Here is a 12,954-nt window from a genome sequence, read left to right as displayed (position 1 = left end):
AGAGAGAAAGCCATGACCCCTAATAAAGAAGACTATTTGAAATGTATTCATGAACTCAGAGAAACTGAAGAAAAAATTTCCAACAAGAGGATTGCCGAGAAAATGCAATTTTCAGCTCCAGCAGTATCTGAAATGATGAAAAAATTACTAGCAGAAAAGCTAATCGAGAAGAATAGCAAGACAGGCTATCTCCTCAGTGAAAAAGGACAAACTATGGTGGCAGGTTTGTATCGCAAGCACAGGCTGATCGAGGTCTTTCTCATCAATCATCTTAACTATTCTCCAAAAGAAGTCCACGAAGAGGCTGAAGTCCTCGAACACACAGTTTCTGATTTGTTCATCAATCGACTAGAGAGTTTTTTAGATTATCCAAGAGTTTGCCCACACGGTGGAACAATTCCAAAAGAGGGTGAATTACTAATTGAAAAGTATACTCAAACCCTATCGAGTACCCAAGAGCTAGGAACCTACCGACTCGTTCGTGTACACGATTATTTCCAATTATTACACTACTTAGAAAATCACCAATTGGCTATTCAAGAAACAATTGAACTATTAGATGTGGATCCATTTGCCCAAACCTTTACCATCTCTTTCCTTGAAAAAGAATTAACCATTCCTCATTCTATTGCACAACATCTTTATGTTGAAAAAATCAATGGATAGAGCTAAAAACAAGTCAAGCAAAAAGACAGACATTCCTATTGAATGCTGTCTTTTTTACGAACTAATTGATTAAAACAAGAGCTGTCACTGCTATAGGTAGCTGTGGAAAGCAGATTTAGGGAGTTTTTGTGTCCAAGATAATGGTCACGGGCCCATCATTTACAAGTGAAACCTTCATATCAGCTCCAAATTCACCTGTTTGAACTGGCAGATGTATTGCTAATTGTCGATTAAATTGCTCATAGAGCCTAGCAGCCATATCTGGCTTGGCAGCACCTGTGAAAGCTGGTCGGTTTCCCTTTTTGGTATCCGCAAAAAGCGTAAATTGAGAAATGGACAAGATCTGACCCCCAATGTCTTGTACGGATAAGTTCATTTTGCCCTCTTTATCGGAAAAAATCCGCATCTGACTGATTTTTCTTACTGCATAGTCGATATCCTCTTGTCCATCCTCGGGGCAAATGCCAACTAACAATAACAAACCTTGCTGGATAGCGCCCATAATTTTCCCATCTATGCTGACGGAGGCTTCGCTAACACGTTGTATGACAATTTTCATGCTACCCCCCTATCCATTGGTCCGCTTGACCGAATAGACTTCTGGTACAGACTTAATTTTATCCACTACACTGGTCAAAGAGGAGAGGTTGGGAATACCAAAGGAAACGTGAATGGTTGCAAATTTCATATCCTTGGTTGGCTGAGCATTAACTGAAGAAATATTTTTACTAGAGTTAGCCAAGACCTTCAAGACATCATTAAGCAGGCCAGAACGATTGAGCCCGTAGATATCGATATTGGCCATGTATTCTTTATAGGAATTGTCTTCTTCCCAATCTACATCAATGAGACGCACTTCAACATTCTCTTGGCTCTTGAGATTCATACAGTCCACTCGATGAACAGCTACCCCTCGACCCTTGGTAATGTAACCTACAATTTCGTCACCTGGCACTGGATTACAGCACTTGGCAATCCGAATCAGAAGACCCGAAGCTCCCTCAATAACGACACCACCCTCATGGCGGATTTTCAAACTATCCTTATTCTCTTGTTTGACTTCACCACCATTGACTAACTCATCGGCCACGGCTTTAGCCTTAGCCCGCTCCGCTTCACGCCGCTCTTTCTCAGTCAAACGGTTGAAGACAGACATGGCAGAGATTTCTCCAAAACCGACTGCTGCAAAGAGAGCCTCATCTGTCTTGTAGCTCGTTCTTTGTAAAACCTCATCCATGTGCTTGCGGTCAAAGTATTGGTTGGCCACATAGCCGTTTTCCTGGAGGAGATTTTGTACCAACTCACGGCCCTTGGCCACAGAAAGTTCCTTATCTTGATTTTTGAAAAATTGCTTGATTTTATTGCGAGCCTTGTGAGTCTTGACTAGGTTAATCCAGTCTCGACTAGGCCCAAAAGAATTGGCATTAGTGATGATTTCAACCTGATCCCCTGTTTTTAACTTAGTCGTCAAGGGCACCATGCGACCATTAACCTTGGCACCTGTTGCCTTTTCCCCCACCTTGGTGTGGATTTCATAAGCAAAATCAATAGGCACCGAATCCTTGGGTAATTCCCGCACCGAACCATCTGGGGTGAAAACATAGATCCGCTCAGTAAAAATGTCATCCTTAACCGAATCCACAAATGTTTTAGCATCACCTGAATCCACCTGCAATTCGATGAGATTGTTAATCCACTTGAGCTCTTTTTGGCTGGCAGTCGCATTGCCACCACGCTTATAAGCCCAGTGAGCCGCAACCCCGTATTCAGCCACCTGGTGCATTTCCTTGGTCCGAATCTGAAATTCAATCGGTCCCTTTGGTCCATAAACCGTGGTATGGATGGACTGGTAGCCATTGGCCTTAGGATTGGCGATGTAGTCCTTAAAACGACCGGGCATAGGGCGCCACAATTCATGGATATAACCCAACATAGCATAGACATCACTAGGCGTATCCATGATACAACGAATAGCAATCAAATCATAAAGTTGGTCAAATCGTTTTTTCTTATCATGCATCTTGCGGTAGATAGAATAGATATGCTTGGGGCGGCCATATACCTGACCAACTAGATTGCGCTCTGCCGCATAATCACGAATCTTTTCCACCACCTCGTTGACCAAGTTTTCCCGCTCCTTGCGCTTCTCCGTCATCAGGTGAGTAATCTTGTAAAACTCGACTTCATTGAGATAGCGAAAGGCCATATCTTCCAATTCCCACTTGACAGAGGAAATCCCCAAACGGTGGGCCAAAGGAGCGTAGATTTCCATGGTTTCGCGCGAAATCCTCTCCTGCTTGTCCTTACGTAGGTGCTTAAGGGTTCGCATATTGTGAAGACGGTCTGCTAACTTGACCAAAATCACCCGCATATCCTTGGACATGGCAATGAGCATTTTACGATGGTTTTCAGCTAGCTGCTCCTCGTGGGATTTGTATTCCACCTTCCCCAACTTAGTAACACCATCAACAATCATCCGAACATCATGACCAAACTCAGCTTCCATGTCATCTAGAGTAACATCCGTGTCCTCTACCACATCATGCAAAAAGCCGCAGGCCACCGTCACTGCATCCAGTTTGAGACCCGCTAAGATAGCCGCCACCTGAATAGGGTGAACAATGTAAGGCTCTCCTGATTTGCGGAACTGCTCCTTATGAGCATCCACCGCATAGTCCAATGCCTTGCGTACGAAGGCCACATCCTCTTCAGGCATATAGGTTGCCGTCAGTTCTAGGACTTCCTCTCCTGTCAAATTTTTTTCTTTCATAGTCTGTTTAAATCCTTCTACCAAATTGTAGTACCATTTTAACACTTTTTCAAAGAAAGAAAAAGGGGAGAGACCCTCAGAAGCCTTCCCCAGCCGTATTTTCCATCTAGATATACGGAAATACCAATCAAATCTTGTGTGCTAATTATATATTCATCTCCACCGCATAGCTCACCGCTGATAAGGCATAGAGCGGGGCAGTTTCGGTTCGTAGGATTCTGGGACCTAGGCCGACTGAGATGCCGCCTGCCTGCTTAAAAGCCTCGATTTCCTTTGGTGAAATACCGCCCTCAGGACCAAAGATAAAGAGAATCTTCTGTCCAGCCTCCACGATCTGTAGCTCACGCGCCAGTGCTGTCAACTCCCCTGCCTTAGCACTTTCTTCATAGGCGATAAAAACCTTGTCAAAAGTGACCAATTGAGCTAGAAAATCAGTCTTTTTCTCAAACAGTTGAACCTCAGGCACCCGGTTGCGTTTGGACTGCTCCGCCGCTCCTTGGGCGATTTTTTCAAGTTTTTCAACCTTTTTAGCCAGTTTTTTACCGTCCCATTTGACCACGGACCAATCTGCTGGATAGGCCCAGATGCCAGATGCCCCTAACTCAGTCGCTTTTTGAGCAACAAACTCTAGCTTATCTCCCTTGGGAAAGCCTGAAGCGATGGTCACTTGTACAGGCAACTCCACATCGTCTTTTAATTCCTGAACCATTTCTAACTGGTGTTGGCTACTGGATACCACCCGTGCCAAGCGTTTGATGCCGTCCTCAAAAACAAGGACTACCTCGTCTCCATCAACTAGGCGCATAACCGAAAACATGTGCTTGGCTGTGTCCTTATCGGTAATAGTCAGAAACTTCTCGGCTCTGCCTTTTACAAAATACTGTTGCATTTATCCTCCTATGACACCTGAAATATCATCCGTTTTCTTGAAAACACAGGCATTCCACTCACCCTGAATCATGTGGGTCTCTAGGTAAAAGCCTGCAGCCTCAGCTGACGCACGGACCATATCCCACTTTTCAGAGATAATACCAGACATAATCAAATAACCCTGGTCCTTGACCAGACGATAGGCATCCTCCGTAAGATGGATAAGAATGTCCGCCAAAATATTGGCCACAATGACATCCGCTTCTATAGTCACACCCTTGAGTAAATCGCCAGTTGCCACATAGATATTTTCCATGCCAGGGTTGAGTTGGATGTTTTCCTGAGCCACGCGCACCGCCACATCGTCCAAGTCATAGGCGAAAATTTCCTTAGCACCCAAAAGGGAGCTGGCGATAGAAAGCACCCCGCTGCCCGTCCCCACATCAATAACGGTTTCTCCACCACGTAGCACCTGCTCCAAGGCAAAAAGGCTCATCTTGGTCGTCGGATGGGTACCCGTACCAAAGGCCATACCTGGGTCTAGCTTGATGATTTTTTCCCCGAGTGTCGCCTCATAGTCCGTCCAAGAAGGCACAATGGTTAAATCATGGGTAACACGAGCTGGCTCATAGTATTTCTTCCAGTTGTCCGCCCAATCTTCCTCAGCCAATTCCTGATTTTCTAGGCTAATCCGACCTGTTTCCAAACCAAAGTCTGTCAAATCCGCCAAGTGAGCTGCCAAAGTCGCCTTGACCTCCTCAATATTCAAAGTGTCTGGATAGTAGGCCGTAATGGCAATCATCTCCGACTGCTCCACCTCAGGGTAGAGTTCCCCAAAACGGTCCTCCTGCCCCACATAGTCAGCTGAGTCGCTAATCGCCACCCCCTGACTACCCGTCTCAATCATCAGATTAGAGACAGCTTCTTCTGCATCACGATGCACGTGAATGGTTAATTCTTGCCATGAGTTCATAATATGAAATAGGATGGGACATCTCGGCTTTCCGAAAATTCCTGTAAAAATTGTCCCTTCTTCCATTCCTTTCTGGTTTTATTATGGATAAATAATTATTCAATAGAATTATTTCTATACTTTTTACTTAAATCGATCAAAAGAACTGCCATATCCTTTTAAAAACTGGTATCTGCTTTTTTTCTCATCCCACTATACGCCAATAGTAGCCATCAGGGTCTAGTAAGGCAAATTCCTTATCAACAACATAAGCATCACCCACACGAAATGTCCTAATTTCTAAATCACGCTTGATGGGATAGTTAGTTTTCTGACAGCGAGCATAGATATACTCTACATTATCGACATGAAGTGAGAAATTAGCTCCTTTTCCCAAAGGGTGGCTAAGGTCAGATTTTGCTTCTATGGTTGCCTCTTCTAGCATGAGTTGTGCTCCTCCCAAGGATAGAAAAAGAAACTTATCCTCTGGTCGCTCATATTCCAACTTAAAACCAAGAAGATTTATATAAAAATTTTTGGAACACTCCATATTTGCTACCAAAAACTCTGGAATCAAATCATTGTATTTCATCCTAATACCTCGGATATCCAAAAAACTCTGTTTCTGTCAAGTCGGCCCTGCCTTTTTCAAAAGCTACCGTATCCCAAGTCAGGCCAAAGTCTACTGCGGTCTCATCCGCTAGGAAGTCCATAAGGTCACTGAGTCCGTCAGTTGCAACGTCATTCAGTGTCTCTGCAAAGTAAGCTAAAAATTCGCGCGACAAGCCCTTCTTAGGCTCGTAGGGAATAGTCACCAAGTAGTCTTCTGAGTCAAACTGTGTTTTTTGGGGATTGTAAAAGAGAACATAATCTTCAAAAACAATATCCTCATTTGAGACCTCTCCCTGATGATCGATGGTTTCTATCTGGTCAGCATTTTGTGCCTCTAGGACAAAAGTCACCTCGACCGCATGATTTTTCTTGTCCCAGTCCATGGCAAAGTCATACTCCAAATGCCTGTCCAATTCTTCCTCCAATACGCTTAAAAAGCCAAATTTCGCCATGATTTCTACTTCCAATCTTGTTTTGTGATACAATTATTATAACATACTTGAATTGAGTTATTCTCAGCAAATTTCCTTGCTTGAATACCTTGATTCTGACGATTTGGAGAACTATCATGCCACATAATCTAGCCTTGCGGATGCGGCCACAAACCATCGACCAAGTCATCGGGCAAAAGCACTTGGTTGGTGAGGGCAAAATCATTCGCCGCATGGTCGAAGCCAATATGCTATCTTCCATGATTCTCTACGGTCCGCCCGGTATCGGAAAAACCTCGATTGCCTCGGCTATTGCAGGCACGACTCAGTATGCCTTTCGGACTTTTAACGCTACCACAGACTCTAAAAAACGCCTTCAGGAGATTGCTGATGAGGCCTCATTTTCAGGCGGACTCGTCCTGATGCTGGATGAGATTCACCGCTTGGACAAGACCAAGCAGGACTTTCTCCTACCTCTTCTTGAAAATGGCAATATCATCATGATTGGAGCAACAACAGAAAATCCCTTCTTCTCTGTCACCCCCGCCATCCGTTCCCGAGTCCAGATTTTTGAGCTAGAGCCCCTCTCCAACGAAGATATCAAGGAAGCCATTCTCCTTGCTATAAATGACAAGGACCGGGGTGTTGAGGTTGATATCAAATTGGACGACCAAGCTCTAGACTTTATCACCACTGCTACCAACGGTGACCTACGTTCTGCTTTTAACTCGCTAGAGCTAGCCGTCATGTCCACTCCTCCTGACAACAAAGGCCTACGCCATATTACGCTGGATACCGTTGAAAATAGCCTACAACGTAGTTACATCACCATGGATAAAAACGGAGATGGGCACTACGATGTCCTATCCGCCCTACAAAAATCCATTCGCGGTTCTGATGTCAATGCCAGCCTTCATTATGCAGCTCGACTGATTGAAGCTGGAGATCTACCAAGCCTAGCTAGACGTCTGACGGTTATTGCCTATGAAGACATCGGTCTAGCCAACCCTGAAGCGCAGATGCATACCGTGACTGCCCTAGATGCAGCCCAGAAAATTGGTTTTCCAGAAGCTCGAATCCTTATCGCAAACGTGGTAATTGATTTGGCCCTCTCGCCCAAGTCCAACTCCGCCATCACAGCCATTGACAAGGCCTTGGCAGACTTACGAAAATCTGGTAATCTCCCCATCCCTAGACACTTACGTGATGGTCATTATGCCGGCAGCAAAGAATTGGGCAATGCAGAAAATTACAAATACCCTCATGCCTACCCTGAAAAATGGGTAGACCAACAATATTTACCCGACAAAATCAAAAATGCTAGCTACTTCTCTCCAAATGAAACAGGCAAGTACGAGCGAGCTTTGGGCTTGACCCTGGAAAAAATTAAGCAGCTTAAGACCCAGAAGAGGGACTAAGCTAGATGTATCAAGGTTTTGGTAACGTTTTCCAAAATCTATTTTTCCTCTTGAATTTTTCAAAAAATGTGATACAATAAATACAGATAAAAAAACTGCTGTGGTATACGAATTCATACCTATGTGTTGACCGACTATTTTTTGTATTTATCGGGAAACAAGAGATTTCTGGCAGCATGCAGGCCGTCTCACACGGAAGCAGCTAAGTTAGGAACGCGTTACCCACCTGCTTATATGCGCGGGATCAATACAAATCTTGAATCACCGGTACCAATACAGCATTTTTCTTTTCCTTCCTTAGCTCAGTTGGTAGAGCAGTGGACTCTTAATCCATGGGTCGAAGGTTCGAGTCCTTCAGGGAGGATTGTTGATATGCGGGAAAAAGCCTTATTTATAAGGTTTTTTCTTGTATCTTTTTTCCTTGCCGACCATTTTGAATATTCAAAAAGCCTTGACTAACATCAGGGCTTATTTGTCTTTTATAGATATTTTCAACTGAAAACTGTCTGTCTCAGTTCTTTCTTTGATCACATCAAATCATCCCGATTCACTTGGTCGTAGTCCTGCTGACCATCCTTGAGTTTATCCCAAAGGATGACTTGGCCTGCTTCTAAAGATTTCTGAACATCGATGATGCGTTGGTTAGAAGAACCACGAAATTGCAGCATGAGATTGCGCTTGGTACGGTCATAGCGACCATCCACCAGAATATCCACCATGGACAAAAGTTCCAGCTTATCAGGCGTTTCCTTCATCATTTCTTCCCACGTATAACCTGTCCAGGACCAGATATCCTTATCAGGGAGCTCTTTTTTGATGCGCTTAACCAGAGGAATCAGAATCCCTGTATTGAGAAAGGGCTCACCACCCAACAAGGTCAAACCCTGAACATAGGGTTGGGCCAAATCCGCCATAATCTGCTCTTCGAGTTCTTGAGTATAGGGAATGCCAGCTCGAAAGTTCCAAGTAGCTACATTGTAGCAACCCTGGCAATGAAACATGCAACCTGCCACATAGAGAGAGTTCCGAACTCCTTCCCCATCGACAAAGTTAAAGGCCTTATAATCAATAATCCGCCCCTGACTCAGCTCCTCAGATTTCCACTCTCCCGGCTGAGGCGTATTCCACAATTTTTCTTTCATACAAGCCTCCTTGCTTTAGGTACATTTGATCCAATACCGCTCAATTCCCTCTCGTATGTCTTCCAATTGACCACCATTGGCCAAAATGACAGCTCGACTAGCTGGATTTTCCTGGCTACAAGTTACCAAAACTTTGGTGATATTCTTTGAAATAGCCTCCTGCAAACCCAGTCGTAACTGCTCCTTCGCATAACCTTTACCACGCTGACTGGGGCGAATAGAGTAGCCAATATGCCCACCCTTCTTGAGAAGGTAATCATTGAGGCGAAGACGCAAGTTCAAAAATCCCACTGCTTCATCACCAACAAAACTGACGAACTGAATTGCTGGCACCCAGCCATCAGACAAGTTGAACCCCATTTCCATATCCTGATTTGCTGTCATCCATTTCACATAGTCAAAGTTCTCCCTATCCCAAAAACCACCATCATGGGCCGATTGTCTTTCCTCAAATTCAGCCATCATAGCCAATATAGTTTCCTTATCTGATACAGTTGGTCTGCGTAGTTCCATAGATTTCTCCTTAGATTTCAGGTAAGGTCAAGATTAAAGTACCTGTTGTTTGGTCAGCCGTATTTATCTGCTCACAAATCCAATGACTAAGGAGACTGGATGTCGGACTGACAGGATTGCGACCTGTTTTGATGGCCTCCAAATAGGCGTCAACCATACTCTCGAATCCACGTTTATGAAGAGTACTATCCCAAGAACCGAAACCCTCCAGAGTATCTCTTGTTTCTTCATAGATTTTCAATTCATCTAAATTGTTGAGCTGATAAGTAGCCTGAGGCGTCTGCACCTCCATGATTTCCCGTCGACTGCCCGATTGCAAATTCATGGCTGCGACCACAGAAGCCCTCGCCGACTGTAGGGTCACACTGACCTGACTGAGTTGGCCGTCTTCCAAGTGATAGGAAAAAGTACCTGTCACAGGCTGTTCATCTAGCAGAAATAGAGCCGTGTCCAGAGGGTGTATGAAAAAGTCAAAAAGCTTAAACTGCAAATCCCCTGAACGATTAACATCATTTTTCTCCACAAAAATCCGCCGCTTATCAGTCTTAGCCTTTAAGACCTGAACCTTTGGAGCAAAACGCCGATTGAAGCCTGCCATGAGTAGTGTCCCCTTGGCTTTTGCCAAGTTATAGAGCGCAACTGCTTCTTGGTAGTTTTCTGAAAGAGGCTTATCCATATAAACAGGGATACCATGCTCCAAAAAGCGTTGAGCCATATTCACATGAGCCTGAGTAGCTGCATGAATCATGACTCCATCCAAATCTGCTGCTACTAAATCTAGGATAGAAGCATAGGTCTGGCTATGAGGCAACGAATCCGCTACTCGATGCAAGACTTCTTGATTTCGTGTAAAGAGATGCCAGTTGATACCAGATAACTGCCGTAAATAAGGCAAGTAGGCCTTTTGAAAAATGCTACCTAATCCGACAATTCCAATATTCAGCATAAGCATTTTTCCTTCTTTCTCTATTTTCCGGTTTTTCTCTTAGCCTGTTTTAGTAAGGCTTGGACACGCGCCTTTTTATCTGATTTTACTGTCGAATGCTTTTCATGGAATCGCTCTACTTGTTGCATCCCTTTATAATCTAATTGATATTTTCCCATAATCATCATACTGAGGTTGAACAGAAAGCAACTGCTGTTTAAAAAGTTGCCTGAAATAGTAATTTCAGAGGCAAAGGTTCTACATTACAGACCTTCTTCCCACGTTCAAATTTCCCTCATTTCCTTTCCTTATATCGTTTAGAAAAGCTCAGTTGATACTGAGCCTCCCTATTGTATCACGATACAGACCAATGTCCTAGCTTTCTTTCCCAGGATATTGAATGGTCGAACCGTTCATATGTTTGACACGAGCCGAAATCTCCTTATGACGACCATTAACCATCGGACGAGCTTGAGGATTCCCTAGGTATCCACAGGTCCGCTTGACCACATCCACTGTTTTGGGATCTGTATTGCCACAGTTTGGACACTTAAAGCCCCGCTCGGTTGGTTCAAAATCACCTTCGAAATCACACTGATAGCACTTATCAATTGGTGTATTGGTTCCGAGATAACCAACCCGATCATAAGCATAGTCCCAAACAGCTTCCAATGCCTTAGGATTTTGTTGGAGAACAGGGTACTCACAGTAGTGAATGAAACCACCTGAAGCCCCTGCGGCTGGATAGTCTTTTTCAAAATCCAATTTATCAAATGGTGTTGGATTCTTACGAACATCATAGTGGAAAGAATTGGTGTAGTATTCCTTGTCCGTGATATCCTTTACAATACCAAATTTCTCCGTATCTAGGCGACAGAAGCGATCCGTCAAACTCTCAGACGGAGTGGAGTAAACTGAAAAGTGATAATCATACTCATCAGACCAGTCTGCACAAAGCCCCTTCATCTTTTTAATGATATCGAGAGTAAATGCCTTGGCTTCCGGATTGCTTTCCCAATCTCCACCATAGAAAGTCGTTGCGACCTCATACAGACCGATATAGCCCAGCGAGATAGTAGCACGACGATGGCGGAAAAGCTCATCCACATGACCATTCTTTGGCAGGCGTTTTCCAAAAGCTCCATACTGATAAAGGATTGGAGCATTGGCTGGTGTCGCCTCCTTGACGCGATTCACCCGATAGACTAAGGCATCCTTAGCAATGCCCATTCGCTCATAAAAGAGATGCCAAAATTTTTCCTTATCTCCAGCAGCTTCCAGTGCAATCCGTGGCAAGTTGACAGTCACAACGCCGAGGTTCATACGACCAGAGTTGACTTCCTGGCCATCCTCATCTTTCCAACCCTGCAAGAAAGAACGACATCCCATCGGTACTTTGAACGAGCCAGTCAATTCCACAATTTTATCATACGATAGGATATCTGGGTACATCCGCTTGGTTGCACATTCCAGAGCCAACTGTTTGATATCATAGTTGGGCAATCCAGGTTCAAGGTTGACTCCGCGCTTGAGAGTGAAAATCAATTTGGGGAAGATAGCTGTACGACCTTCTTTTCCCAAACCCTTGATCCGAATATTGAGGATAGCCTTCTGAATTTCCCGCTCAAAAAAGCCGGTCCCTAAACCAAAACCAAGGGAAGTAAAGGGGGTTTGTCCGTTAGAGGTGAAGAGGGTATTGATTTCATACTCCAAAGACTGCATGGCATCATAGATATCCTTTTTCGTCTTGGTAACAGCATACTCTTCTCTCTTACCCTCTGTCACCCATTCCTGGGCATCCTTGATATGCTTATCATAGTTGAGCTTAGCATATGGTGCCAAAACTTCATCAATACGGTCTGCTGAGCACCCACCGTATTGGCTAGACGCTACATTAGCAATAATCTGTGAAATTTGAGCCGTCGCAGTCTGTATAGATTTTGGACTCTCCACATCTGCATTGCCAATCTTAAAACCATTTGCCAACATACCCTTGAAATCAATCAAACAGCAGTTGGTCATCGGTGTATACGGACTATAATCCAAATCATGGTAATGAATCTCACCTTTTTGATGTGCATTGGCCACATGAGGAGGCAAGAGTTTCAAACCAATCGACTTCCCAACAATCCCCGCTGTTAGATCACGCTGGGTATTAAAGACCTCACTGTCCTTATTAGCGTTCTCATTCACAACTGCGCGATCTTTGGATAAGAGTTTATGGATTTCTCTATTGATGTCCGTCGCCTGATGACGCTGAAAATCACGCTGAGTACGGTACTGAATATATTGTTCTGCCAAATCATATTGATGAGACTGCAAAAGTTGCTGCTCTACAATATTTTGGATTTCATAAATTTGAATGTCTTTTTGAAATCGACGCTCAATTTCAGCCAAAATCATCTTCATAACCTGATTCAAGCTAGTTTCTGACACTTTTTTATCAAGAGGAAGTTCCTGATTGGCCCGATGTAGGGCAGAGGAAATCTTCTCATGATCAAAGGAGACCGCACGGCCATCCCTCTTTAACACAATCATTTCCACTCTGACTCCCATATCACACCCTCCATTGTCTGTTTTCTATGATTACAATATAGTGTATCACTTTGTGAAATAAAAATCAATATGTTGTATGCAATAATTAAAAATTTATCT

The 12,954-nt window shown here is 43.9% G+C and carries 13 protein-coding genes, 1 tRNA gene and 1 other RNA gene; 4 read left to right on the top strand and 11 right to left on the bottom strand.

The annotated features are described in order from the left end of the window. Window positions 1–12: 12 nt before the first annotated feature. Complete coding sequence (locus tag F602_RS0102635) at window positions 13–666, top strand: metal-dependent transcriptional regulator (protein ID WP_018166409.1); 654 nt, start codon at window positions 13–15, stop codon at window positions 664–666. Between the two features lie 115 nt (window positions 667–781). On the opposite strand, the gene dtd is transcribed toward F602_RS0102635, so the two are convergent. The 6 genes from dtd to F602_RS0102605 form a co-directional block, all read right to left on the bottom strand. Beyond that, window positions 782–1,225 (bottom strand): D-aminoacyl-tRNA deacylase, encoded by a 444-nt coding sequence (gene dtd / locus F602_RS0102630; RefSeq protein ID WP_018166408.1) that lies wholly within the window; start codon window positions 1,223–1,225, stop codon window positions 782–784. A 9-nt stretch (window positions 1,226–1,234) separates the two neighbouring features. Then, window positions 1,235–3,436, bottom strand: a complete 2,202-nt coding sequence (locus tag F602_RS0102625) for a RelA/SpoT family protein (protein ID WP_018166407.1) — start codon at window positions 3,434–3,436, stop codon at window positions 1,235–1,237. A gap of 145 nt (window positions 3,437–3,581) precedes the next feature. Next, on the bottom strand, window positions 3,582–4,325 hold the full coding sequence (locus tag F602_RS0102620) for a 16S rRNA (uracil(1498)-N(3))-methyltransferase (protein WP_018166406.1): 744 nt from the start codon (window positions 4,323–4,325) through the stop codon (window positions 3,582–3,584). Continuing rightward, window positions 4,326–5,279, bottom strand: coding sequence for a 50S ribosomal protein L11 methyltransferase (gene prmA, locus F602_RS0102615; RefSeq protein ID WP_026183278.1), 954 nt, complete (start codon window positions 5,277–5,279; stop codon window positions 4,326–4,328). Window positions 5,280–5,463: 184 nt separating this feature from the next. After that, the gene (locus F602_RS0102610; RefSeq protein ID WP_018166404.1) at window positions 5,464–5,850 is read right to left on the bottom strand and encodes a bleomycin resistance protein; all 387 of its coding nucleotides are present in this window, start codon (window positions 5,848–5,850) and stop codon (window positions 5,464–5,466) included. A gap of 1 nt (window position 5,851) precedes the next feature. Further along, window positions 5,852–6,322, bottom strand: a complete 471-nt coding sequence (locus F602_RS0102605) for a DUF3013 family protein (protein ID WP_018166403.1) — start codon at window positions 6,320–6,322, stop codon at window positions 5,852–5,854. Between the two features lie 116 nt (window positions 6,323–6,438). On the opposite strand from F602_RS0102605, the gene F602_RS0102600 reads away from it, so the two are divergent. The 3 genes from F602_RS0102600 (at window position 6,439) to F602_RS0102595 (ending at window position 8,083) form a co-directional block, all read left to right on the top strand. Further along, a complete protein-coding gene (locus tag F602_RS0102600) occupies window positions 6,439–7,719 on the top strand; it encodes a replication-associated recombination protein A (RefSeq protein ID WP_018166402.1) in 1,281 nt (426 codons plus the stop codon). A gap of 92 nt (window positions 7,720–7,811) precedes the next feature. Continuing rightward, window positions 7,812–8,005, top strand: a non-coding RNA gene (gene ssrS / locus F602_RS10695) — 6S RNA. A 5-nt stretch (window positions 8,006–8,010) separates the two neighbouring features. Continuing rightward, window positions 8,011–8,083: transfer RNA gene (locus F602_RS0102595), tRNA-Lys, on the top strand. 163 nt (window positions 8,084–8,246) lie between these two features. Here the strand turns inward: F602_RS0102595 and nrdG are convergent. From nrdG to nrdD, 5 genes are all read right to left on the bottom strand, one after another. Then, window positions 8,247–8,861 (bottom strand): anaerobic ribonucleoside-triphosphate reductase activating protein, encoded by a 615-nt coding sequence (gene nrdG / locus F602_RS0102590; RefSeq protein ID WP_018166401.1) that lies wholly within the window; start codon window positions 8,859–8,861, stop codon window positions 8,247–8,249. Between the two features lie 15 nt (window positions 8,862–8,876). After that, window positions 8,877–9,374: a GNAT family N-acetyltransferase gene (locus F602_RS0102585; protein WP_018166400.1), complete on the bottom strand. Its 498-nt coding sequence runs from the start codon at window positions 9,372–9,374 to the stop codon at window positions 8,877–8,879. Between the two features lie 10 nt (window positions 9,375–9,384). Beyond that, on the bottom strand, window positions 9,385–10,320 hold the full coding sequence (locus F602_RS0102580; RefSeq protein WP_018166399.1) for a Gfo/Idh/MocA family protein: 936 nt from the start codon (window positions 10,318–10,320) through the stop codon (window positions 9,385–9,387). A gap of 20 nt (window positions 10,321–10,340) precedes the next feature. Then, complete coding sequence (locus F602_RS10875; protein ID WP_018166398.1) at window positions 10,341–10,487, bottom strand: hypothetical protein; 147 nt, start codon at window positions 10,485–10,487, stop codon at window positions 10,341–10,343. A gap of 187 nt (window positions 10,488–10,674) precedes the next feature. After that, window positions 10,675–12,855 carry an anaerobic ribonucleoside-triphosphate reductase gene (nrdD, locus tag F602_RS0102570; RefSeq protein WP_018166397.1) on the bottom strand — a complete coding sequence of 727 codons (2,181 nt, stop codon included), beginning with the start codon at window positions 12,853–12,855 and terminating at the stop codon, window positions 10,675–10,677. Window positions 12,856–12,954 lie beyond the last annotated feature (99 nt).

Origin of the sequence: Streptococcus minor DSM 17118, from assembly GCF_000377005.1 — a bacterium.
GTDB lineage: Bacteria > Bacillota > Bacilli > Lactobacillales > Streptococcaceae > Streptococcus > Streptococcus minor.
This window is presented reverse-complemented; position numbering and strand designations above follow the sequence as displayed.